Genomic DNA, 23334 nt, shown 5'->3' on the forward strand with positions numbered 1-23334 from the left:
GTTTTAACCAACGGGTTCCCATGCAGACAAAGAGCGGTGTAACCTAGCACTGATATCCGATTGGCAACCAGGCATCAGGCACCATGTCCGGACTGAATGACTACCTTTCGCGACTGCCTATCAGCCGCAAGCTGATACTGGTCATGGTCAGCGTCGTGCTGGCGGTGGCACTGATTGCCAGTACCACGCTCATTCTTTCTGCCTACCTGGTCTCCCGCAACAATTTTGTCCCTGCCAGTGTTCAGGCGGTTACCCGCATACTATCGGAAGAACCGGTGCTGAATACCCTGCTGAAAAGCCCGGAAAAAGCCACCGAAGTGCTTGATGCCGCCAGTGAATATTCACTGATCAACAGTATTGCCCTGTATGATTCAAATGGTCGCCTGTACGCCACCCATGACCTGAAAGGCCAACCCCACAACATTCCGAATACGGCGCCTGAACAGATCGAGAATGAAACACAGCATATTGCTCGCGTTGACCTGGCCGACGGGGGTACGGTGACCTTTTACATTGAAACCGATCCGTCACTGCCCATGGATTTCTACGCCGGGATGACAATCGCCGTACTGATTATCCTCGTCTTTATTTTCCTGTTAACCAGTGCGGCCGCTCGCTTGGTCCGCCGATATATTACCCAGCCGGTCCTGCACCTCATCAGGATTGCCAATACTGTCTCCATTGAAGAGAACTACGGCGTTCGTGCACAGAAGTTTTACCACGATGAAATCGGTATCCTGGCCCAGGCATTTAATACCATGCTCAGCCGCATTGAAGCGCGGGACCAGCTGCTTACCAGCGCCCGGGACAAGGCAGAGCAAGCCAGCATGAAGGCTCAGGCGCTGGCCATCGAAACCCACATGACCAACAAGAAACTGGAGCTCGAGGTCAAAGTCCGTAAGCGGGCCGAACACAAGCTGACCAGTTTCCAGAACTACCTCAACAATATCATCGACTCCATGCCATCGGCCCTGATTGCCGTCGACGAACAGCTGTTGGTCGCCCAATGCAACAAGGCCGCGACCCAGCTGGCGGATATGGATCATGATGCAGCCCTCGGCCTGCCGCTGGGCACATTCATGCCCTTTTTGGCCAACTGCCTCCCCAAGGTGCAACAGGCACTGGATCTGCAAACATCACAACTGGTAGAAAAGCTGCCGCTGATGCTGGCTGACGGGGAGAACTACCTGGATCTTGTCATTTACCCGCTGAGCGGTGATGACAATGATGGCGCCGTTATCCGCATCGATAACATCACTCGACGGCTACAGCTGGAAGAGATGATGGTGCAGACGGAGAAAATGATGTCTGTCGGTGGATTGGCCGCCGGTATGGCCCATGAAATCAACAATCCACTGGGTGCCATCATTCAAGGCGTACAGAATATCCGGCGACGTATTTCTCCCACCCTGCCCGCCAACCAGAAAGAAGCCGACCCACTGGGTTTACCGCTTGAAATGCTCAATGCTTACCTGGAAAACCGCGAAATCACCCGCTTCCTCGACAATATCAACAGCGCCGGCATGCGGGCGTCCAAGATCGTGTCCAATATGCTCCAGTTCAGTCGTCGTGGCAGCAAAACCCTGACACCGACCAACCTGTCAGACCTTATTGAGCGCACCGTTGAAATTGCCAGTTCAGATTTTGACCTGAAGAAAGGCTTCGATTTCATGAGCATCAGCCTGGAGCAGGATCTGGACGAACGATTAACGGCCGTGCCCTGCATCACCGATGAAATCCAACAGGTCTTATTGAACCTGCTCAAGAATGCTGCCCAGGCCATCAACGCCCGTACCGAAGCCAATTGGCAGGGCAAGATTGCCATCCGAACCCGCAAGCAGGGTGACCATGCCCTGATCACTGTCAGCGACAATGGCGCCGGCATGGATGAAGACACCCGCAAACGCATCTTCGAGCCTTTCTTTACCACCAAGGATATCGGTGCCGGCACGGGTTTGGGGCTGTCCGTGTCTTATTTCATTATTACCAACAACCACAAGGGCGCGATGAGCGTCATATCCACCCCAGGCATTGGCACAGAATTCACCATTACCCTGAACCTGCAGCAGTCCAGACTGTCTGAAAAACCCCATATGTCCACAATTATTGAGGCAGCCCTGCCTTAATCGATCAGCCAGAAACACAGCAATGCTGCCAGCCAATAGTCTGCGCCCGACACTCTCGCTATAATCACGCCTCAGCCGGAGACAGGTATAGCATGAGTAGCAGCCCCGAGTTCCAGACATCACAAGCGCTCCAGGAAGCCATCGCCCTGAATGTCCGCAATGCACTGGCCGAAGACATTGGCACTGGCGATATCACCGCCGGCCTGATCCCCGCTTCTGCCATTGCCAGCGCCCGGGTTATCAGCCGGGAAGACGCTGTCATCTGTGGGCGAGATTGGGTCGATGAAGTGTTTCAGCAGGTCGACCGTCGCATTGACGTGGAATGGCTGGTTAGCGATGGCGAACAGGTCAATGCGGATAAAACCCTGTTCAATCTGCACGGCCCTGCCCGCTCACTGCTGACAGCGGAGCGCTGCGCACTCAATTTCCTGCAACTGCTTTCCGGCACGGCAACTACCTGTCGACACTATGCTGACTTGGTCGAAGGAACCGGCGTCCAATTACTGGATACCCGGAAAACCATTCCGGGCTTGCGACTGGCCCAGAAATACGCCGTCACCTGCGGCGGCTGTCATAATCACCGTATAGGCCTGTATGACGCTTTCCTGATCAAGGAAAACCATATCGCCGCCTGTGGCGGTATTGCCCAGGCGATTGACGCCGCCCGACAGCAGGCGCCCGGTAAACCGGTGGAAGTTGAGGTGGAATCCCTCACGGAACTGGAGCAGGCCCTGGCTGGTAGCGCAGATACCATCATGCTGGATAACTTTACCCTGCCGGATCTGCGCCAGGCCGTTACACTCGCAGCCGGTCGGGCGAAACTCGAAGCCTCTGGCGGTGTCACTGAGACCACTTTGCGTGCCATTGCAGAAACCGGTGTCGACTATATTTCGATCGGTGTGTTAACCAAAGATTGCCGAGCGGTTGATCTTTCCATGCGCATTACCGGTTAACAACACTCAGGAACGTTTTATGAGCACAATTCTCGTGACCGGCGGCGCCGGTTATATTGGCAGTCACACCTGTGTCGAGCTGCTGGAAAAGGGCTATGATGTCCTGGTTCTCGATAACCTGTGTAACAGCAGTGATGAATCCCTGCGCCGGGTTGAGCAGATTACTGGCAAAACGGCTCGTTTTGTTAAGGGCGACATCCGTGACCGCCCGCTTCTGGACCAGTTGCTCCAGACCAACATCATCAGCTGTGTGATTCACTTTGCCGGCCTCAAGGCGGTGGGGGAATCCTGTGAAATGCCACTGGCTTATTATGACAACAATGTGAGTGGCACCATTACCCTGTGTCAGGCGATGGCAGATAACGGCGTCAGAAACCTGGTATTCAGCTCGTCTGCAACCGTGTATGGCGATCCTGCCAGCCTGCCCATCACGGAAGACTTCCCACTGTCTGCCACCAATCCTTATGGACGCTCCAAGCTGATCATTGAGGAAATCCTGACAGACCTGCACAAAGCGGATGGCAGCTGGAATATCGCTCTGCTTCGTTACTTCAACCCCGTGGGCGCACATCCGTCAGGGCTGATCGGTGAAGACCCCAATGGCATTCCGAACAACCTGATGCCGTTTGTCGCCCAGGTCGCCATTGGTAAGCGGGAAAAACTGCATGTGTTCGGTAATGATTACCCAACGCCGGATGGTACCGGTGTCCGCGACTATATCCATGTGCAGGATCTGGCCCGCGGCCATGTCTGCGCCATCAACCGCCTGCAGGAAAACTGTGGTGTTCAGGTCTGGAATCTGGGTGTTGGCCAGGGTCACAGTGTGCTGGAAATGGTTAACGCCTTTGAGCAGGCGTCCGATCGCCCAGTGCCTTATGACATCGTCGCCCGTCGCCCAGGTGATATAGCCGCCTGCTACGCGGATCCCGCCAAGGCGCGCCAGGAGCTGGGCTGGGCTGCCGAGAAATCACTGGACGATATGGTCAACGATGCCTGGCGCTGGCAGTCACAGAACCCTGACGGTTATCACAGCTAACGGGTTGATTCTAACGTTATCCTGCCGATATCCCTGCCTTATACAGGTGGGGATACACAATGAGAAAACCTGTTTTATCCGCCTTCTTGCTTTTATTGTGCATCGGGAACGCTTTCGGGGATATTTGTGATTCTCTTTCATCAGAGCAGCTGTCTGCAGAACTGGAATCACTGAAAGAAACGATCCAGCATCATGATCAGCTTTACTTTCAGGAACACCAGCCGGAAATATCCGACGCCGAATATGATGCGCTGGTAGAACGTCGAAAGGCATTGAAAAAATGCCAGCCCTCTCTGGCGAATACGTTATCCACAAAAAGCCTTCCCTCTGGAAACATCCATCATATCGTCCCTATGACCAGTCTCCAGAAAGGCAAAGACAAACCAGAGATTCAACGATTTATCGACGCCATAAACCATCTTGGCAGTCCGGTACTGCTTCAGCCAAAAGTGGATGGCGTGGCGGCTGAACTGGTCTATCGGGACGGTCGATTAGTACAGGCATCCACCCGGGGCGATGGTGAGTGGGGTGAGGATATCCTGCCAGTGATTCGAAAAATCTCCCATATTCCTAAACAGCTTGATACCAAGATTGAACACATCGTCCTGCATGGAGAAATATTTACCCGGCTTGATTTAGTCAAAGGCCAGCTCTCAAACTATGTCAGCGCACGGCACTTTACCGCGGCCATACTGCAAACGGATCAGCCCGAATCTGACAACCTGACAGTTCTCGACTTTTTCCCATGGCGCTGGCTTGAACATCCCAGAGAAAGAGATAGCGAAAACCATCAACAGCTTGAGAACTGGGGTTTCTTCAAGCTATCGGCTTATTCCTGGGTGTTATCGGATATCGACCGGGCTGAAGCATTGAGAGAACAACTGTACCAATCACAGTCAACAATGCCCTTCCTTATGGATGGCATTGTCATAAAAGCAGACCGCATTTCCGTTCGTACCCAGCTTGGCGAAAATGCAACCGCGCCGCACTGGGCCATGGCCTGGAAGTTTCCTGCTGAACACGCGGCGACGACGATCAAGGACATCACCTTCACCATTGGTAGAACCGGAAAAATCACCGCTATCCTGCAACTGGAACCAACCTTGCTAGCCGGCATAACCATCAAACAGGTACCCGTTGGCAGCATTAAGCGATTAAGGGCATTAGACATCGCGCCAGGCGATCTAATCAGCATTGCACTCAAAGGCAATGCTATTCCCAAATTAGATAAGATTGTTCATCGTTCTAAGGAGCGCACATCCGTTAACCTGCCTGACGAATCCCGCTATACTCCCTTCACCTGCCTTCGCTACAGTGAAAATTGCCATCAGCAATTTCTGTCACGTATCGCGTGGCTGTTGGGTAAGCAAGGGCTCAATATTTCAGAGTTGAATACCACCCTACAGAATGAATTGACGATCAACGGCGCCATCCACGAAATCGCCGACGTTCTGGCATTAACATCGTCCAAGATCGCAATGTACAGTACGGTCAGTCCGTCAAAAGCCACACGCCTTCATCAATTAATGACTGAAACGCCTAAGCCTACTTTTGAGCGTCAGTTAGTAGCTCTCAGCATTCCCGGGATCGGCAGACAGCGAGCCCGCCAGCTAGCGACCTATTTCAAAACCTGGGAGCAGCTCACTGATGCATCAGCAGTCGACATTGCCAAACAGACATCACTCGGAAAGCAGCAGGCAGAAAAGATAAAACACTACCTGTCGATTGAGGAAATCCAGACAGTGATTCACTTGCTTAATCAATCGGTCAAGGAACCAGGGCATCAACTATCTCGCTGAAGCGATTGGCGTACCACCAGATACTGCAACATTTGAAGGTAATCCTGTACTTGTTTTTCCGGCGCAAACTGAAACCAGCCCTGCCCTATCCCCTTCAGCAATCTGAATGCAGCATCCGTATCTTCCCGCTCTATACGCTTCGCCTTGACAACATGCGCCTGTAAATAACCGGGATTAAGAGTAACCGCTTTGCCCCAGGCTTGCTCAAAGGTTTCTGCATCGTTAGGCAGTGGAATATCATTCGCCTCCGCATAATCAATCAGCTGCGCTGCAATCAGGTGGTTTCGGGCTTTAAAGGGTGCATCCTCGCGCAGCATTTGCACCATTATCCATATTTGTCTGAAAATTCGGTGTCGTATCTGCCGATCACTACCAAGCTCCATAGCAACCTGGAGTCGATTGATCAAATCAATCGTGGCCGCCTGATTGCTAGGCGAAAGCGTCAAAATCGCGGCATTCGCAGAGAGGTCAGTGCCTAGAGTGGTTACCCATTGAGGCCGCTCCCTTGTGTTATCAAACAAGTAGAGTGCTGTAGCCAATAAAGTGAATTGCGCGGTAATAAACAACAACACAAATCCACCACACCAGTTACAGAATTTTGGGATTACATGCCATTGCGGTGGCTTTAAATAGCCTTCTTGCCACGCGATCCGACAAATCAGGGCAAACACCATTCCCATTGCCAGGTTCAGCCAGAGGACATAAACAATAAAGTTAACCGCTGCATGCAGAAACAGCATCAGATTACAGGATAAGAGAATACCTAAAGCAAAACCGGAACAACCGCCATTCGCGCCCCGTAACAACACCTTGAGCAATAACCAGAGGTGGAACACTGCCCATAAACAAAAGAGCGTCATTAATACAATGCCACCCTCGACCAGAAGCTCTATATAATCATTATGTGCATGATTCCCCCCTGTCATTAGCTCCGTGCGTACAGAAGGATAGAGGTCATGAAACGTGCCTAAACCATTTCCCAACCAAGGCGCATCCGCAAACAACTGCAAAGACGCTTGCCAGATCGGCAGACGGCCATTCAGTGTCAATAAGTCACCATAAAAGCGATCAGGAACATCCAGGTTTAACAGTACTGGAAGTATCGTTATTGCTGTCCAGGCGATGAAACTGGCGAGGCAGTACTTTTGCAGTAATCGCGCGTGACCAACCCCAGTCACTACGTTTAGGATCAGCAACCCCGCAACACCTGTTCCCCACGCAATCAACCCGCCCCGCGAATCGGTAGCAAACAGGGTCAGCAGCAGTAAGAGCTGCCCCCCCCAGAAACAGACAGTCGTGACTTTACTAGGTTGGTAACTCTCATGACTGGTTGAAGAGACCCAGTGATACAACCCAACAAAACTGGCTACATACATCACAGCAGAGAGAACATTGGGATCGGAAAAAAGACTGGTTACACGTGTCAGGGTTTGCCAATATTCCACTTGCCCGAACAGGGCTGCAAACAATGCAGATAAACCGACTGAAAATAGAACGGTCTTATCACACGTCTTGTGACTTAATAGAAAGAAGCACCATACAGCAGTCGATAATCGCCATGCTGTAATCTCAGACACTTCTGGATTTCCACTCCAGTAAGAAGAGAAAAATAGTGATAGCAGTACAAAAAAACAAATACCATGCAACAGAGAAACAGGTAATTGCGTTATTCTCATTCCGTGTAACAAGATAACAACAAGAGCAAGAACGACAGGTAGCAACCAATCAACAGGGTAGCCATGAAATAACAGGGCACACCCCATTATCATTACAAAAAGCAGTTTTTCAGCATTATGGGAAAGAATTCTAAGCAGATCCATTGCGAACAGAGTATTCACGAGCACCCACGCGTTTGCCTATACCTTATAAACAATTACGGCTACAGAAAATCCACACCAAATTAACTAAAATGAACGCTTATCAAACGATCTGAACCACGAAAGTATACCCACCACACATATACATTATGCTCATCCAAAAATAAGTCAGTACCCTTATTAAAAAGGGCACTGACTTAGATTACGATTAAGGAGTTGCAGGTGCAGGTGCAGGTGTCGATGACCCACCACGACAGTTCGCTGGCAAGTACTTCGACTTAATGGTGCTTCCATTGCCTCCGCACTGCCATGTAATCGCACCACTCGTGGCTGCCGCCTTAAGTGTTAACGTTGGGCCACCAGCATCAACCTTTGTGTTATAGGTGATAGTAATCGTGTCATTACTGACCACTACGCCTGTAACCGCATTACCTGCCAAGCTGGCATCCAGACCAGCACTGGCGTTATTCAGCGGCCATGCTCCTTCAGTCGCATAGTATTCAGCAATAGCTGCCTTAACACCGGAAGCAAGGTTCAAGCCTTCCGAGACATGAGCACGCTTGGTGTAATCCTGGTAAGCAGGAATCGCTACCGCAGAAAGAATACCGATGATTGCAACAACAATCATCAATTCGATCAGGGTAAAACCCTGCTGTTTCACATCCTTGTATGGTCTCATTGCATTTCTCCCTGAAAGTCCGTTTTCAGATTTAGCTCGCCTAATAAATTGGGCAAGAACCGAGCCAATTATAAGCTTAATCTCGTATTATTATTTCGCCATTCACATTTATTACTTTAACAGACAAGGAAAAACAGACATAAAAACAAACACACTTAAAAAACTTATAAAAATAGCTAATAGTTATTAAAAATATTCATCAACAACAATTCGCCTCAGCTTCTATGGTTAAAGGATACAGATTCAAGGATGGAAGCTGTGAGAACACTAAATAAAGGGACCATTATTGTTATCAGGGTGACGCTTTACGTCAGCGTGATATCGTTTGGCCTGCTTTTTGGCATTGGTTTGATTAAATCCAATTACGAGAACTTCGCCGTTGCCATCCTCCAACAAACCAAGCCTCCTCATGAGGGTAGCTACTCCGTGATCAGCCCGTGGGCCTGGCTCTATCGAACGGATAACAACAGCGCCTACCTTCAGGATATGGTGAACACGCACTTAGGTAGCTATCAGGAGCACGAATTGTTAAGTTGGACGATTGATCACAACAAACTTCTCAATGGCAATTTACCTATGGAGTTCCTCTTCAAAGTAAAACACAGTAACGGGGAATCCCTTGAGCGCTTTTCGATTGCCGGTTATTTCAGTCCGAAAGTGTCATTCCAGCACGTTCATATCAATGAATGAAGTTATGACGCGTCATTTCATATCACTTTACGCACAAAACTGACACCCTCTATTCATCAGACCGGGCAATAAGCTGCTCTCCCTCTCCATAAAACTGAGCCAATCGCTTTATACGCGGTCGACCACAAGCCAAACGATGGCGGTTGGTATCCCGTAAGCTGTAGACACAGCCACAGTATTCCTGTTGATAAAAATGCTCCTGCTTGGACAGTTCAATCATGCGTTGCGAGCCACCCTGTTTACGCCAGTTTATCGTCCAGTACTCTACCCCCCTGTAACGGCCTGCCGCCCGCTCACCACTGGCATTGATTTGAGCCATATTTTTCCAGCGGGATATACCCAGCGTACTCGATATCAGTGGGATACGACGCTCATGCGCATACAGTGCCGTCCGTTCAAACCGCATATCAAAGCACACTGTACAGCGCTCCCCACGCTCCGGCTCACCTTCCAAGCCCTTCACACGCTCGAACCAAACATCGGTATCATAATCCGCATCGACAAATGGTATACCTAACTTGTCACAAAAGCGTTTATTCTCTTTTTTACGCATTTCATATTCTTCGAGAGGGTGAATATTGGGGTTGTAAAAAAAGACCGTCTGGCGAATACCCGAAGCCTGTATTGCCATTATTATCTCACCTGCACAGGGGGCACAGCAGGAATGCAGCAATAGAGCCTCCGCCGCACCGGGTGCTGACAATACAGGACGTTTATAGCGATCTAACGAATAGATATTTGAAGCAGACATAGGCTGGCAGAAACCCCTTACAAATGTTAACCAAGCATGACATCACCCTCTACACTCCTCTAAATCAATTCCTTATTAAAGCCAGCCTTTGATAGTTCTGCAGCCTATACATAACCCGTCATTGCGTGTAGGCCAACGTGATAACGAAAAGTCATACTCCCTTGCTAGTGCCTTATCACAGATTCATAGACAGGACAGATGACCAATCGCCACCTTACCTTTATAGTTAAGGGATATACGGACAGCGAACAAGAATACTGCCGTCAGACAATAAACATGCAAGAGTTCCCCAGCATATGGCAGATACACAACTGACAGGCCTTGCCCGTCGCCTTGTTACTGACAACCTTCTGGATGAAGAAACAGCGATCAACGCTGTCGAAGCAGCACGCAAGGATAAGCTTCCGCTGATCACCTACCTTGTCCAGGAAAAACTGGTCAATTCCAATACTCTGGCACTGATCAATGCCGAGATGTTCGGCATGCCCCTGTTTAACATTGACGCCCTCGATTTTAACCAGGCGCCACGGGAACTTATCCCCGAAAAGCTGTTACGCCAGCACAATGCCTTACCTCTCTTCAAGCGCGGAACACGTCTGTTCATCGCGGTATCAGACCCGACCAATGAAAAAGCTGTTGAAGAATTTCGGTTCAATACCGGCCTGAATGTCGAAGCCATCCTGATCCCCCAGGATCAACTGGCACTAGGTATCGAAAAGATCCTGGACGGCCCAGACAGTGCGCTGGACGACCTTGACGATGACCTTGACGATCTTGAGACAGAAGACGGCGCCCCCAAAGAGGAAGAAATTACCAGTGGCGATGGTGCCGATGAAGCGCCAGTCGTTCGCTTCGTCAACAAAATGCTACTGACCGCAATCAAGAAAGGCGCTTCAGACTTACACTTCGAGCCTTATGAGAAAGCCTACCGGGTGCGATTCCGGATTGACGGTGTTCTGCAGGAAATAGCCAGGCCACCGATTGGGCTATCCCCCAAAATCTCGTCCCGTCTGAAGATCATGTCATCCATGGACATCTCGGAGCGGCGTAAACCCCAGGATGGTCGGATAAAACTCAAACTGTCGAAAACCAAGGCGATCGACTTCCGGGTGAACACCCTGCCCACCCTGTGGGGTGAAAAGATCGTACTGCGGATACTCGATCCCTCCAGCGCCCAGATGGGGATCGACATGCTGGGTTATGAACCCGAACAGAAAGACATGTACATGACAGCCCTGCATAAACCACAAGGCATGATTCTGGTAACAGGCCCTACTGGCTCCGGTAAGACCGTATCGCTCTATACCGGTCTTAATATTCTCAATACCGTGGAAAGAAATATCTCCACTGCTGAGGACCCGGTTGAAATCAACCTGGAAGGGATCAACCAGGTCAACGTCAATCCGAAACAGGGAATGGACTTCGCCCAGGCGCTGCGAGCCTTCCTCCGCCAGGATCCCGATATCATCATGGTCGGGGAGATCCGGGACCTTGAAACGGCCAACATAGCCATCAAGGCTGCCCAAACCGGTCACATGGTCCTGTCAACACTACACACCAACAGTGCCGCTGAAACCCTGACCCGCCTGCAAAATATGGGGGTTCCCGCTTTCAATATTGCCACTTCTGTCAACCTGATCATCGCGCAGCGTCTTGCACGGCGCTTATGCTCCTGCAAACAAAAAGCCGATATCCCCAAAGCCACTCTGCTCCAGGAAGGTTTCACCGAAGAACAACTGGATGGCGCCGTACTCTACAACCACAAACCCTCGGGCTGTGATAAGTGCAACAAGGGCTATAAGGGACGGGTGGGGATTTATGAAGTTGTGTTCATCACACCCGGTATGCAGGCCATCATCATGGAAGAGGGTAATTCACTGCAGATTAACGAGCAGGCAAATCTGGAAGGTTTTAACAGCCTCCGCCAGTCAGGTCTGGTCAAAGTACTGCAGGGTGTCACAACCCTCGAAGAGGTGAACCGGGTAACACAGGATTAAGTCGTCCTGAAAACGATTCTGGCCGGTCCCTCTGTCCACACAGGCGCCCCGGCCCTTACAATACCCCTCTTTTATTTTCCGGTACTGTTTGTTATCCATGAAAATCTATCTTGTTGGCGGTGCTGTACGCGACAGATTGTTAGGGCTTCCCGTCAAGGATCGAGACTGGGTTGTTGTCGGCAGTACACCGTCAGCCATGAAAGCACAGGGCTTTCGCCCCGTAGGCAAGGATTTTCCCGTCTTTATCCACCCAAAAACCGGTGAAGAGTACGCCCTGGCCAGGACAGAGCGAAAATCCGGCCATGGCTATGCCGGCTTTACATTTCATACGTCGCCGGATGTCACACTGGAAGAAGACCTGCTTCGACGGGATCTCACCATCAACGCCATGGCTGAATCCGACAACGGCGAACTGATCGACCCTTACCAGGGCCATGCAGACCTGCAGAATCGCATCCTGCGCCATGTCTCACCCGCTTTCCGTGAAGATCCCCTGCGCATCCTCAGAACGGCGCGTTTTGCCGCCCGCTTTGGCTTTCAGATTGCAGATGAAACCATGGCGCTGATGGTGAGCATGGTGAGTTCTGGAGAAGTGAACTATCTGGTAGCAGAAAGGGTTTGGCAGGAAACCGTGCGAGCACTGGCAGAACCTGCACCAGTCATTTTCTTTGACGTACTGAACGCCTGTGGCGCCCTGCCAGCATTGATGCCCATGCTGTTGCCAGGTTTCAGCGATGCATCAGCTATCCCACGTACCGCACTGGCACGTGCTGCCGAAGAACAGACTGATACGATTTTCCGTTTTGTCTGTGCCGCTCTCCCATGGGAGGATCAGGCTCCTGCCATTAATGCGCCAGACCGACTGAAAGCCTTCTGTGCCAATTTGAAGGTCCCGGTTGATTATCGCGAGATGGCCATACTGGTCGGCAAGCACCTCCCCACGTGGCTGGCCATGAAAGATGCCACCCCTGAGGCACTGCTAACCCTGCTGGAAAAAACGGATGTTTTCAGACGAGAAGCGCGCTTTCAGCACTTCCTGTCTATCTGCGAATTGCTGGCTGACACCGTCAGCGCCAGTCATCAGCAAAGAGACTGGCTGGAAACTGCGGCGCTTGCCTGTAAAACCGTCGATATACAGGCTCTGGTCAAGCAGGGACATAAAGGACAGGCATTAGCCGCTGCGATTCGTCAGGAACGCCTGTCAGCCATTGCTGCTGCACTGGCATCCTGACGACACTATCGCGGACATCCACACAGGCGATAATCCAAAATGTCGCCCATCCTGCAACGATAAGCTGACTCGAGGCACCAGCTGTGACGCAAAAAGGGCTCTTGCCTTTTCTGCGTCACCCTCTTTCATCAACGCCAGGACTTCATCAGCCAATGGCAGGAAAAAAGGCTCTTCAATAAATTCTGATGCCTCTGCCAGATGATCCCCACTATCCCATAACGCAAGAATATCCATATCCGCAATGCAGGCCCGCCGATGCTCCATCGGGTTGGCATGATCACGACCCAGGGCTTTTTCCTGCTGCTTGGTCCAGGCTTTCAACCCCCGTCCTTCCATCGGTGCTTGAATGCCAACAACCACATTCAGAAAATCATCCGCATTCTCAACCCCCACAGGTCGAGTGCGGCTCACCGAGCTGATCCAGAGGGAACCAAACTGATCGGATAGTGCCGACACCATCGCAGCGATGTGCCGTTCAGGGTCGACGTTACTGCCTAATCCCAGTAATGCATATTGTGTCACTGAGCATCCTTTTGGGGTGACCAGTGAATACCCATTTGCTCTCTGGTTCGGAAACATTCAACAGAAGGAATAGCATCCCGCAGGGCGTGGGGCTTGCGAATCACCAATTTTACGGACTGTACCGCAAACTCCGTAAAAATCAGTTTCAGGATGCCGCCACACAAGGCTTCCAGCAAATGAAAACGACTCGCCTGGCAGTACTGCTTAACCCGTCGGCTCAGCGTAGCGTAATCCAGGGCATCAGGCAGATCATCGGAGACAAAGGCGTCAGAAAAATCGGCGCCCAGTTCAAGATCAATCTGCAGGGGCTGGGGCTCTTCATGCTCCCAATGGTAAAAACCGATGATGGTTTCTACATACAGGTTTTCAATCCGGACCTTATCCACGACTTATCGGCTCCCATCAGTCACAGGTGTGAGGGTTTCAAGTGGCCATCTTGGCATGGGGCGAATACCCGGTGCATCCCGCTCGCCGGCCAGCAAGCGCTGACAACCGGCATAGGCAATCATGGCGCCATTGTCGGTACAGAAGGCTGGACGCGCATAGTATAACGTGGCGTTTTCACCCGCTGCCATTTCGCCCAGTTTCTCACGCAGACGTCGGTTGGCACTGACACCACCGGCAATAACCAGGCGTTTCATCCCGCTTTCGCGCAGTGCTCGACGACATTTAATCGTCAGAGTATCGACAACCGCCTCTTCAAAGGCTCGAGCGATATCGGCGCGGGTTTGCTCATCAATCTGGCCATCCTCGGTGTGCTTTTGTACCGTATTCAGGGTAAAGGTTTTCAGACCACTGAAACTGAAATCCAGGCCCGGACGATCCGTCATGGGACGGGGAAAGCGGAATCGACCCGAAACACCCTGCTCTGCCAGCGCTGCGACCCTTGGGCCACCAGGATAATCCAGCCCAAGCATCATGGCTGTTTTATCAAACGCCTCACCGGCCGCATCATCGACTGACTCACCCAGCAGTTTGTACTGCCCAATCCCTTCCACAGAGACCAGCTGCGTGTGACCACCGGATACGAGCAGCGCCACAAACGGGAATTCCGGCGGCGTCTCCTCCAGCATTGGCGCCAACAGATGGCCTTCCATATGATGCACACCCATCACCGGCACATCCCAGGTAAAGGCAATGGACTTGGCAATGGCCGAACCCACCATCAACGCGCCGATCAGGCCCGGCCCCCGGGTATAAGCAATGGCATCAATATCATCACGACTGACCTGCGCCTGTGCCATGACATCACGAATCAACGGCAATACCCGCCGGATATGATCACGGGAGGCCAGCTCAGGCACGACACCACCGTATTCGGTGTGCATATCCACCTGACTGTAGAGGGCATCGCCCAACAGGCCCGCTTCACTGTCGTAAATGGCAATACCGGTTTCGTCACAGGAGGATTCAATCCCGAGGACTTTCATGTGCATCGTATTCCTGGTCAAGTCTGGCAGGGAATGATAAAGGAAGCCTGAGTCAGGGCAAGCGTCATTACCCGCAAGGCTGCCGTACTGATCTTGATTGTCAGTACCAATACGGAAACTATTCCCGATTCCGCCGGTCTAGAGAGTATGCGCATTCGGTACAGCACGGCCAGCTAGTACGTCATCTGGCGTTCCTCTTGACAAATACTATGCTTGACCGCTATAGCAATCACTCATTACAATTCGCCGCTTTCATTATGTACGGCTACTATGGCTCTGTACCTATGTGGAAATAAACTGCCGGAAACGGCATCCCATTACTTGATATTTTAAGGAAGGTGAGGCCTGCATGCCTGCTGTCAAAGTTAAAGAGAATGAACCTTTTGACGTTGCCCTGCGTCGTTTCAAGCGGTCCTGTGAAAAAGCCGGTGTTCTGTCTGAAGTGCGTCGTCGTGAGCACTACGAGAAGCCGACCACAGTTCGCAAGCGCAAGGCAGCTGCAGCAGTCAAGCGGCATCTGAAAAAAGTACAGCGCGAAAATCGCCGTCGCGAGCGTCTGTACTAATCAGTTGATCGACTGATACGACCGGCTGCGGCATTTCGTCGTTTGACCCGGCGCCTTGAATAAGGGTAAGGCCGTCCCCATATAGTGGGCACAGTACTTTATTTCATTCAAGGCCGGAGAGATCCATGACTGACAGCACTTTGAAGAGCCGTCTGACTGACGCAATGAAAGACGCCATGCGCGCCAAGGATAAAGACCGTCTCGGTGTTATCCGAATGGCGCTGGCGGAATTCAAACGCGTGGAAGTGGATGAGCGTATTGAAGTGGATGACAGTCGCGGTCTGGCACTGCTGGACAAGATGGTCAAACAACGGCGGGATGCCGCCAGCCAGTTTTCTGACGCCGGCCGTCAGGATCTGGCCGATAAGGAAAATGCAGAAATCACCGTTCTGCAGGATTTCCTCCCCAAACAGCTCAGCGATGATGAAATCAACGCGATCATTGAAGCTGCCGTTTCCGAAACGGGCGCAGCTTCCATGCAGGATATGGGTCGTTTAATGGGCATTGTAAAGCCCAAGGTACAGGGTGCCGCCGACATGGGCGTCGTCAGCAAGCTGATCAAGGCGCGACTGTCCAACTAACCGACACAAGCTCGGCAACGCAAACCTGCCTCCGCTGGAAATGGCGAAAGTGTGAACGCTTTCGCCAATGAAACCTTCAAAAGATTTCCAACCACGACCGAACCAACCTGTGATACTCTGATTCGAGCAATCGAACAACACGCACCTCAACCCTTCATAGCGATAATGCTGGACCATGGCTGGCCTGATACCCCAACACTTCATTGATGACCTGCTAGCTCGTACCGACATCGTTGACGTGGTCAACGAACGCGTTCCTCTCAAAAAAGCCGGACGCAACCACCAGGCCTGCTGCCCATTCCACAAGGAAAAAACACCCTCCTTTACTGTCAGCCAGGAAAAACAGTTTTATTACTGCTTTGGCTGCGGCGCGAGCGGTAACGCCCTGGGTTTCATCATGGACCTGGAGCATTTGGACTTTCCCGTTGCAGTTGAGCAAATAGCCAGCCGCCTGGGCCTTGAAGTGCCGCGAGAGAATGGCGATAAACAGCACTACACAAGCCCCAATCCAGCCTATGAACTCCTGACCAAAGCCGCGGATTATTACCAGGAGCAGCTGAAATCACACAGCGCATCCGAACAGGCAATCAACTACCTGCGAAACCGCGGACTGGATGGCAAAACAGCTCGCCAGTTCAATATCGGGTTTGCGCCTCCCGGCTGGGACAACCTGCTCAAAACCCTGGGTACCACCCCAGAGCGGGAGAAACTTCTCACCGAAACCGGCATGCTGGTTGAGCATGAAGAAAAGAAAAGTCTGTATGACCGCTTTCGCCACCGCATCATGTTCCCGATTCGCGATCAGCGCGGACGCGTCATCGGCTTTGGTGGCCGGGTACTGGGCGATGACAAACCGAAATACCTTAACTCACCTGAATCAACCGTTTTTCATAAGGGCCAAGAACTCTATGGGCTTTACGAAGCACGGCAAGCCAACCGAGAGTTGAAACAAATCGTCGTCGTCGAAGGTTATATGGACGTTGTCGCTCTGGCACAGCAGGGTATTAGCAACAGTGTCGCCACACTGGGCACCGCCACGACACGAGAGCATCTTGAAAAACTGTTCAAACTGACCAGTCAGGTTGTTTTCTGTTTTGATGGTGACCAAGCCGGTCGAAAAGCGGCCTGGCGAGCACTGGAAAACACCCTGCCCGAAATGCACGACGGTAGACAGGTACGCTTCATGTTCCTGCCACAAGGTGAAGATCCAGATTCAATGGTCAGACAGGAAGGTAAAGAGGCTTTCCTGAAACGGATTCACAATGAAGCGTTGACGCTGGACGACTATTTCTTCAAGCAACTGGCCAATGAAGTCGACATCACAACACTGGATGGATGTGCGCGTCTGGCAAAAATGGCAGAACCTTATTTTCAGCAACTGCCCGAGGGCAACTATAAGCACCTGCTCGATAAAAAAGCTGAAAAAACCATAGGCCTGAAATTATCCAGCGATACACCGACACATTCACAACAATACGAACCTGCTACCGACTACGAACCTACCTACCAGGACGATCCAAGAGACACCTGGCAACAAACCCATCAGACATTCAACAACAAAAAACCATTCAGCAAAGACAAACCCTGGCAAAAAAAACAGGAAGAAATCAGCACCCCGAAAATCAGCCTTCGTCTGCAGGATCGCGCCTTGCGCCATCTGCTGAACACCCCCTCGCTTGCGACCGAGATCAATATTGAAACGCTACGCAAGGACGACAGCGTAGATATGCAGCAGTTTGTGAGCCTTGTGGAATCCCTGCAAAACAATCCACAGCAAACCACCTACAAACTCCTCGGCAGCTGGTATGGCACACAGCTGGGTGCCCGCATGACAGAGCTGCTCAAGAACGACATCCCCATTAGCAATCTCGCACTGCAAAAAGAAGAGTTTTGCCTGACCATTGCACGACTGGAAGCGGATGTCATGAAGCGACTGGATACACAAACCCTTAACCCGCTGGAACAGTTACGTTTGGCCGCTGAAAAAGCGCGACAAAAAAAAACGCAAAATACTTGAACTTCTGTTAAACAATCCCCATTAACGACAGATATTGACTAATCTTTGTGCCGACGCTTTAGCATGACAGCCAAACGTGCAACAATAGCCTTCTGGCAACCTTATTCAGCCATCGGCCCGTGGAGTGGAGGCTCGACATGCAAAAAATGGACGTTGATCACGAATACCTGCACAGGCCAATGCTTATGGCAGGCAACTTCACACATACGCTATAATTGACCGCTTACTGTCAAGCGCCGGCACCACACACATCGCTGTTATAGGGTTGATATGTCCGCAAATTCTCAACAACAATCCCGATTAAAAGAGCTCATCGCCCGCGGCAAGGAGCAAGGCTACCTGACATACGCGGAAGTCAATGATCATTTGCCTGAGGATATCTCTGATCCGGATCAGGTCGAAGACATCATCCGCATGATCAATGACATGGGTATCCAGGTTTTCGAGACCGCTCCGGATGCTGATACCCTGATGATGAATGATAGCAGCGCTGACGCCGATGAGGCTGCCGCCGAAGAAGCCGCCGCGGCCCTGGCGGCTGTCGAGCAGGAAGCCGGCCGCACCACCGATCCCGTCCGTATGTATATGCGCGAGATGGGGACTGTTGAGCTGCTGACCCGGGAAGGCGAGATCAAGATCGCCAAGCGAATCGAAGAAGGCCTGCGCGAAGTCATGACAGCGCTGTCTAACTTCCCGGGCTCCGTTGCAACCATACTGAATGAATATGATCGCATCGTTGAAGAAGAGGGGCGTCTCAGCGACCTCTTCAGCGGCTATATTGATCCTGATGCTGAAATTGCAAACAATGCCCCAACACCCGCTATCGTCGACACTGACGCGATCGATGAAGAAGACGATGAGGATGAAGACGAGCAAGTATCCGGCCCCGATCCGGAAGAAGCTCGCGAGCGCTTCACAGAACTTCGCAGCCGCCTGGAAAATTCGCTGAACGCGATTGAAACCTATGGTCGCGACAGCAAGGAGGCCAAGGCCGCTCTTGCCGCGATGGCAACCGCTTTCATTCCGATCAAACTGATTCCTCGCGTCTTTGACCTACTGGTATTCCGGGTTCGTAACGCGCTTGACCAGATCAAGTTCAATGAGCGCACGGTCATGCAGCTTTGCATTCGCAAAGCTAAAATGCCGCGCAAGACCTTTATTGAGAAATTCCCAGGCAATGAAACCAACCTGGACTGGCTGGACGCTATCATTGCCGAAGGCCACGCGTACGGCGCAGCACTGGAACAATACCGTGTAGAAATTCTGCGTGCCCAGCGAAAACTCAAAGCCACCGGCGATGAATTTGGCCTTTCACTTACCCAGATCAAGGACATCAATCGACAAATGTCCATTGGTGAGGCGAGAGCTCGCCGCGCCAAGAAAGAGATGGTTGAAGCCAACCTGCGACTGGTTATCTCCATTGCCAAGAAATATACCAACCGCGGCCTGCAATTCCTTGACCTCATCCAGGAAGGCAATATCGGCCTGATGAAAGCGGTCGATAAGTTTGAATACCGCCGCGGCTACAAGTTCTCCACTTATGCCACCTGGTGGATTCGTCAGGCCATCACCCGCTCCATTGCAGACCAGGCAAGAACCATCCGGATTCCTGTGCACATGATCGAAACGATCAACAAGCTTAACCGGATTTCGCGCCAGATGCTGCAGGAAATGGGCCGTGAGCCCACGCCGGAAGAACTGGCAGAGCGCATGGAAATGCCTGAGGACAAGATCCGCAAGGTCATGAAGATCGCCAAGGAACCGATATCCATGGAAACGCCGATCGGTGACGATGAAGACTCCCACCTGGGCGACTTTATCGAAGATGGCAATATGGACTCACCGATTGACTCTGCGACGGGTGAAGGCCTCAAGAATGCGACTCGCGATGTTTTGTCAGGACTAACCGCCCGAGAAGCAAAGGTACTGCGCATGCGCTTCGGTATCGATATGAATACCGACCATACGCTGGAGGAGGTTGGCAAGCAGTTTGACGTTACCCGCGAACGGATCCGTCAGATTGAAGCCAAGGCCCTGCGCAAACTGCGTCATCCGACGCGTTCAGATCACCTGCGCAGCTTCCTCGACGAATAGCAACAACGGCATTTGATAAAAGCAGCTTCGCTACTTTTATCAGGCAATAAAAAAGGAGCCTTTCGGCTCCTTTTTTATTTCAGCATACTCAGGATTGCTGCTCTTTCGCGCGAGCCACTTCCTTCATGCTCAGCTTGATACGACCACGCGCATCAACATCCATAACGATAACGTCGATCTGCTGACCCACCTTGAGGTAGTCATTTACATCGTTGACACGTTCTTCTGCAATCTGAGAGATATGCACCAGACCATCCTGACCTGGAAGGATAGTGACAAACGCACCAAACTCAACAATACGGGTCACAGAACCCTGATAGATCTTACCGATTTCCGCTTCAGCTGTTACGCCGTAAACACGGTCATAAGCAGCCTGACAGGCTTCACGGGTATCCGCATAGATCTTGACCACACCTGCATCGTCGATATCAACAGAAGCACCGGTGTCCTCACAAATGGAACGGATTGTAGAACCGCCCTTACCGATAACATCACGAATCTTGTCAGTATCGATCTTGAGCGTCATAGTTGACGGCGCATTTTCAGACAACTCAGGACGGGACTCACTGATCACCTGATTCATCTGGCTGAGGATGCTCAAACGAGCCTGCAGGGCCTGCTCCAGGGCGATATCCATGATCTCTTCGGTAATACCGTCGATCTTGATATCCATCTGCAGCGCAGTGACACCTTTAGCGGTACCCGCCACTTTGAAGTCCATATCACCCAGATGATCTTCATCACCCAGGATATCGGTCAGCACCGCAAAGCGCTCTCCTTCCTTGATGAGACCCATGGCAATACCCGCTACCGGCGCCTTCAGCGGTACACCGGCATCCATCAGCGCCAGACTGGAACCACAGACTGAAGCCATAGAGCTGGAACCATTGGATTCTGTGATTTCAGATACAACACGGATGGTGTAGGGGAATTCCTGATCATTCGGCAACACGGCCTGAAGACCACGACGCGCCAGACGACCATGACCGACCTCACGGCGACCAACGCCACCCATACGACCACACTCACCCACAGAGAACGGCGGGAAGTTATAGTGCAGCATGAAAGGCTCACGACGCTCGCCTTCCAGATAATCAACCAGCTGCGCATCACGGGAGGTGCCCATGGTTGTGGTCACGATCGCCTGAGTCTCGCCACGGGTAAACAGTGCCGAACCGTGAGTCTTGGGCAGAACACCAACTTCAATGTGCAGCGGACGAACGGTCTTGGTATCCCGGCCATCAATACGCGGCCGACCATCCAGAACATTCTCTCGCACCAGGTTCTTTTCCAGGCTGGCGAATACCTTGCTGACGCTCTTCGCATCGGCCTGAGCATCTTCACCACCGGCCAGCTCAGCAAGCGCCTCAGCCCGCAGGGCAGCCAGCGCGTCATTTCGCTTCTGCTTCTCAGCAACCTGGTAAACTTCAGCGATACGTCCCAGGTATGCACCCTTGACACGCTCAATCAGTACTGCATCTTCAGCGGCAGGCTGCCAATCCCAGACAGGTTTGCCGACCTCAGCAGCCAGCTCCCTGATCGCCTGAATAACCGTCTGATACTCCTGATGCGCAAACAGAACCGCACCCAGCATTTCATCTTCGGTCAGCTCCTGCGCTTCTGATTCAACCATCAGGACAGCGTCAGCAGTACCAGCAACAACCATGTCCAGCTCAGACTCTTTCAGTTGCTCGAAGCTTGGATTCAGGATGTAGCCTTCTTCTTCCGTAAAGCCGATACGGGCAGCGCCGATCGGACCACTAAACGGAATACCGGAAATCGCCAGCGCAGCTGACGTACCGATCATTGCCGCCATATCAGGATCATTCTTTTTATCCGTAGACAGAACGGTACAGATGACCTGCACTTCGTTCATGAACCCCTTGGGGAACAGTGGACGGATAGGACGGTCGATCAGGCGGGATGTCAGGGTTTCTTTCTCACTGGGACGCCCTTCACGCTTCAAAAAGCCGCCGGGAATACGACCCGCAGCATAGGTTTTTTCCTGATAGTGGACGCTCAGCGGGAAAAAGTCCTGCCCTTCCTTGGCTTCCTTGGCGCCAACAACCGTTGTCAGCACAGACAGGTCACCCATGGTAACCAGCACCGCACCAGAAGCCTGGCGAGCAATGCGTCCTGTCTCCAGGGTGATGTCGATATCACCTAACTTAAACTGTTTTTTAACCGGATTCACGGTCATTTCCTTTTTCCAATACAAGATACCGATTAACCCATCGAACTGTCGGTATACAGGATGCAATCCGGAAAGCTGCATCACAGCACTCAGGATTGCACCCGATTCGTTCGATCAGTCTTGGGTCAATCTACCTCAACAAGAGAATGGCCAAAGGCTCACCTCTTTAGCTGACAAAGACCACGGTAACAGCGCGTTATTGCAAACACTGCCCATAGTCACTACGTCAAGCATACGACTTCTGTTTGTTATCGGAAACCACTGTAACCAACAAACAGAACAGGCACCGACACCTCAACAGACTTCAGTACGCAAATCTATCGGCGCCCCATACAAAAACACCGCTAAGAGCTCACCATTCGGCTGCTGATAGCGGTGCCAGCTACCTGTCAGACAGGTAGCAGAGAAAGCAACTCAGTCGTCGCGTAAGGAACAATTAGCGACGCAGACCCAGACGCTCGATCAGGGAACGGTAACGCTCAACATCCTTACTCTTCAGGTAGCTCAGCAGGTTACGACGCTGATTAACCATACGAATCAGACCACGACGAGAGTGGTGATCGTGGATGTGGCTCTTGAAGTGAGATTGCAGACCTTCAATGTTGGCAGTCAACAGCGCAACCTGCACTTCAGGAGAACCGGTATCGCCTTCAGCGTGACCAAATTCCTTAACGATTTCAGCTTTCTTTTCAGCAGACAGGGCCATGATAAAACTCCTGATGAATATGCAATTTAACAAACCGGGGTATGACCGTGCATATTTACAGCCACCCTTCGGGAATCACTAAAAACGTGTTATTCCATAGAGTTTCTCATACAGACATATCGGTGGCATAAGCCATCAAGACCCCT

General features: G+C 51.6%; 19 protein-coding genes. 11 read left to right on the top strand and 8 right to left on the bottom strand.

The genetic code is table 11. From position 1 onward, the window contains the following. Positions 1–83: 83 nt before the first annotated feature. The 4 genes from KHS78_RS09890 to KHS78_RS09905 all read left to right on the top strand — a co-directional run bounded on the left by KHS78_RS09890 (position 84) and on the right by KHS78_RS09905 (position 5914). Positions 84–2126 (top strand): sensor histidine kinase, encoded by a 2043-nt coding sequence (locus KHS78_RS09890; protein WP_211827853.1) that lies wholly within the window; start codon positions 84–86, stop codon positions 2124–2126. A 92-nt stretch (positions 2127–2218) separates the two neighbouring features. Continuing rightward, a complete protein-coding gene (gene nadC, locus KHS78_RS09895; RefSeq protein ID WP_211827855.1) occupies positions 2219–3079 on the top strand; it encodes a carboxylating nicotinate-nucleotide diphosphorylase in 861 nt (286 codons plus the stop codon). 19 nt (positions 3080–3098) lie between these two features. After that, on the top strand, positions 3099–4115 hold the full coding sequence (galE, locus tag KHS78_RS09900) for a UDP-glucose 4-epimerase GalE (RefSeq protein WP_211827857.1): 1017 nt from the start codon (positions 3099–3101) through the stop codon (positions 4113–4115). A 59-nt stretch (positions 4116–4174) separates the two neighbouring features. Next, positions 4175–5914 carry a helix-hairpin-helix domain-containing protein gene (locus KHS78_RS09905; RefSeq protein WP_211827859.1) on the top strand — a complete coding sequence of 580 codons (1740 nt, stop codon included), beginning with the start codon at positions 4175–4177 and terminating at the stop codon, positions 5912–5914. Here the strand turns inward: KHS78_RS09905 and KHS78_RS09910 are convergent. Further along, complete coding sequence (locus tag KHS78_RS09910; protein WP_211827861.1) at positions 5899–7734, bottom strand: O-antigen ligase family protein; 1836 nt, start codon at positions 7732–7734, stop codon at positions 5899–5901. The genes KHS78_RS09905 and KHS78_RS09910 overlap by 16 nt on opposite strands. Positions 7735–7939: 205 nt before the next feature. Next, positions 7940–8410: a pilin gene (locus KHS78_RS09915; protein ID WP_211827863.1), complete on the bottom strand. Its 471-nt coding sequence runs from the start codon at positions 8408–8410 to the stop codon at positions 7940–7942. A 249-nt stretch (positions 8411–8659) separates the two neighbouring features. On the opposite strand from KHS78_RS09915, the gene KHS78_RS09920 reads away from it, so the two are divergent. Beyond that, a complete protein-coding gene (locus tag KHS78_RS09920; protein ID WP_211827865.1) occupies positions 8660–9100 on the top strand; it encodes a hypothetical protein in 441 nt (146 codons plus the stop codon). 49 nt (positions 9101–9149) lie between these two features. Here the strand turns inward: KHS78_RS09920 and KHS78_RS09925 are convergent, their stop codons facing one another. Beyond that, a complete protein-coding gene (locus KHS78_RS09925; RefSeq protein ID WP_211827867.1) occupies positions 9150–9851 on the bottom strand; it encodes an epoxyqueuosine reductase QueH in 702 nt (233 codons plus the stop codon). A gap of 296 nt (positions 9852–10147) precedes the next feature. Between KHS78_RS09925 and pilB the strand changes: the two genes are divergently transcribed. Both pilB and KHS78_RS09935 read left to right on the top strand, forming a co-directional pair. Continuing rightward, the gene (gene pilB, locus KHS78_RS09930; RefSeq protein ID WP_211827869.1) at positions 10148–11848 is read left to right on the top strand and encodes a type IV-A pilus assembly ATPase PilB; all 1701 of its coding nucleotides are present in this window, start codon (positions 10148–10150) and stop codon (positions 11846–11848) included. A 97-nt stretch (positions 11849–11945) separates the two neighbouring features. Beyond that, positions 11946–13079 carry a tRNA nucleotidyltransferase/poly(A) polymerase-related protein gene (locus KHS78_RS09935; protein WP_211827871.1) on the top strand — a complete coding sequence of 378 codons (1134 nt, stop codon included), beginning with the start codon at positions 11946–11948 and terminating at the stop codon, positions 13077–13079. Here the strand turns inward: KHS78_RS09935 and KHS78_RS09940 are convergent. Genes KHS78_RS09940 through tsaD form a run of 3 tightly spaced genes read right to left on the bottom strand, consistent with a single transcriptional unit; the run spans position 13050 to position 15031 of the window. Further along, positions 13050–13601, bottom strand: a complete 552-nt coding sequence (locus KHS78_RS09940) for a 2-amino-4-hydroxy-6-hydroxymethyldihydropteridine diphosphokinase (protein WP_211827872.1) — start codon at positions 13599–13601, stop codon at positions 13050–13052. The genes KHS78_RS09935 and KHS78_RS09940 overlap by 30 nt on opposite strands. Further along, positions 13598–13987, bottom strand: a complete 390-nt coding sequence (locus KHS78_RS09945; RefSeq protein ID WP_211827874.1) for a dihydroneopterin aldolase — start codon at positions 13985–13987, stop codon at positions 13598–13600. The genes KHS78_RS09940 and KHS78_RS09945 overlap by 4 nt, the downstream gene beginning before the upstream one ends. Before the next feature lie 3 nt (positions 13988–13990). Beyond that, on the bottom strand, positions 13991–15031 hold the full coding sequence (gene tsaD / locus KHS78_RS09950) for a tRNA (adenosine(37)-N6)-threonylcarbamoyltransferase complex transferase subunit TsaD (protein ID WP_211827876.1): 1041 nt from the start codon (positions 15029–15031) through the stop codon (positions 13991–13993). A gap of 349 nt (positions 15032–15380) precedes the next feature. On the opposite strand from tsaD, the gene rpsU reads away from it, so the two are divergent. The 4 genes from rpsU to rpoD all read left to right on the top strand — a co-directional run bounded on the left by rpsU (position 15381) and on the right by rpoD (position 20288). Beyond that, complete coding sequence (gene rpsU, locus KHS78_RS09955; RefSeq protein ID WP_211827878.1) at positions 15381–15596, top strand: 30S ribosomal protein S21; 216 nt, start codon at positions 15381–15383, stop codon at positions 15594–15596. Positions 15597–15721: 125 nt separating this feature from the next. Beyond that, on the top strand, positions 15722–16177 hold the full coding sequence (locus tag KHS78_RS09960; RefSeq protein WP_211827880.1) for a GatB/YqeY domain-containing protein: 456 nt from the start codon (positions 15722–15724) through the stop codon (positions 16175–16177). A 175-nt stretch (positions 16178–16352) separates the two neighbouring features. After that, positions 16353–18194, top strand: a complete 1842-nt coding sequence (dnaG, locus tag KHS78_RS09965) for a DNA primase (RefSeq protein WP_211827882.1) — start codon at positions 16353–16355, stop codon at positions 18192–18194. Positions 18195–18464: 270 nt separating this feature from the next. Continuing rightward, positions 18465–20288 carry an RNA polymerase sigma factor RpoD gene (gene rpoD / locus KHS78_RS09970; protein WP_211827884.1) on the top strand — a complete coding sequence of 608 codons (1824 nt, stop codon included), beginning with the start codon at positions 18465–18467 and terminating at the stop codon, positions 20286–20288. Positions 20289–20376: 88 nt separating this feature from the next. Here the strand turns inward: rpoD and pnp are convergent, their stop codons facing one another. Both pnp and rpsO read right to left on the bottom strand, forming a co-directional pair. Beyond that, positions 20377–22482, bottom strand: coding sequence for a polyribonucleotide nucleotidyltransferase (gene pnp / locus KHS78_RS09975; RefSeq protein ID WP_211827886.1), 2106 nt, complete (start codon positions 22480–22482; stop codon positions 20377–20379). 436 nt (positions 22483–22918) lie between these two features. After that, positions 22919–23188: a 30S ribosomal protein S15 gene (gene rpsO / locus KHS78_RS09980; RefSeq protein ID WP_211827888.1), complete on the bottom strand. Its 270-nt coding sequence runs from the start codon at positions 23186–23188 to the stop codon at positions 22919–22921. Between the last annotated feature and the right edge of the window lie 146 nt (positions 23189–23334).

Source organism: Kistimonas asteriae (genome assembly GCF_018263925.1).
Taxonomy (GTDB): domain Bacteria; phylum Pseudomonadota; class Gammaproteobacteria; order Pseudomonadales; family Endozoicomonadaceae; genus Kistimonas; species Kistimonas asteriae.

What these genes read in the sequence shown, in the direction of transcription:
- KHS78_RS09890 (WP_211827853.1), top strand. Translation starts at nt 84, where the DNA reads ATGTCCGGACTGAATGACTACCTTTCGCGACTGCCTATCAGCCGCAAG.
- nadC (WP_211827855.1), top strand. Translation starts at nt 2,219, where the DNA reads ATGAGTAGCAGCCCCGAGTTCCAGACATCACAAGCGCTCCAGGAAGCC.
- galE (WP_211827857.1), top strand. Translation starts at nt 3,099, where the DNA reads ATGAGCACAATTCTCGTGACCGGCGGCGCCGGTTATATTGGCAGTCAC.
- KHS78_RS09905 (WP_211827859.1), top strand. Translation starts at nt 4,175, where the DNA reads ATGAGAAAACCTGTTTTATCCGCCTTCTTGCTTTTATTGTGCATCGGG.
- KHS78_RS09910 (WP_211827861.1), bottom strand. Translation starts at nt 7,734, where the DNA reads ATGGATCTGCTTAGAATTCTTTCCCATAATGCTGAAAAACTGCTTTTT.
- KHS78_RS09915 (WP_211827863.1), bottom strand. Translation starts at nt 8,410, where the DNA reads ATGAGACCATACAAGGATGTGAAACAGCAGGGTTTTACCCTGATCGAA.
- KHS78_RS09920 (WP_211827865.1), top strand. Translation starts at nt 8,660, where the DNA reads ATGGAAGCTGTGAGAACACTAAATAAAGGGACCATTATTGTTATCAGG.
- KHS78_RS09925 (WP_211827867.1), bottom strand. Translation starts at nt 9,851, where the DNA reads ATGTCTGCTTCAAATATCTATTCGTTAGATCGCTATAAACGTCCTGTA.
- pilB (WP_211827869.1), top strand. Translation starts at nt 10,148, where the DNA reads ATGGCAGATACACAACTGACAGGCCTTGCCCGTCGCCTTGTTACTGAC.
- KHS78_RS09935 (WP_211827871.1), top strand. Translation starts at nt 11,946, where the DNA reads ATGAAAATCTATCTTGTTGGCGGTGCTGTACGCGACAGATTGTTAGGG.
- tsaD (WP_211827876.1), bottom strand. Translation starts at nt 15,031, where the DNA reads ATGAAAGTCCTCGGGATTGAATCCTCCTGTGACGAAACCGGTATTGCC.
- rpsU (WP_211827878.1), top strand. Translation starts at nt 15,381, where the DNA reads ATGCCTGCTGTCAAAGTTAAAGAGAATGAACCTTTTGACGTTGCCCTG.
- KHS78_RS09960 (WP_211827880.1), top strand. Translation starts at nt 15,722, where the DNA reads ATGACTGACAGCACTTTGAAGAGCCGTCTGACTGACGCAATGAAAGAC.
- dnaG (WP_211827882.1), top strand. Translation starts at nt 16,353, where the DNA reads ATGGCTGGCCTGATACCCCAACACTTCATTGATGACCTGCTAGCTCGT.
- rpoD (WP_211827884.1), top strand. Translation starts at nt 18,465, where the DNA reads ATGTCCGCAAATTCTCAACAACAATCCCGATTAAAAGAGCTCATCGCC.
- rpsO (WP_211827888.1), bottom strand. Translation starts at nt 23,188, where the DNA reads ATGGCCCTGTCTGCTGAAAAGAAAGCTGAAATCGTTAAGGAATTTGGT.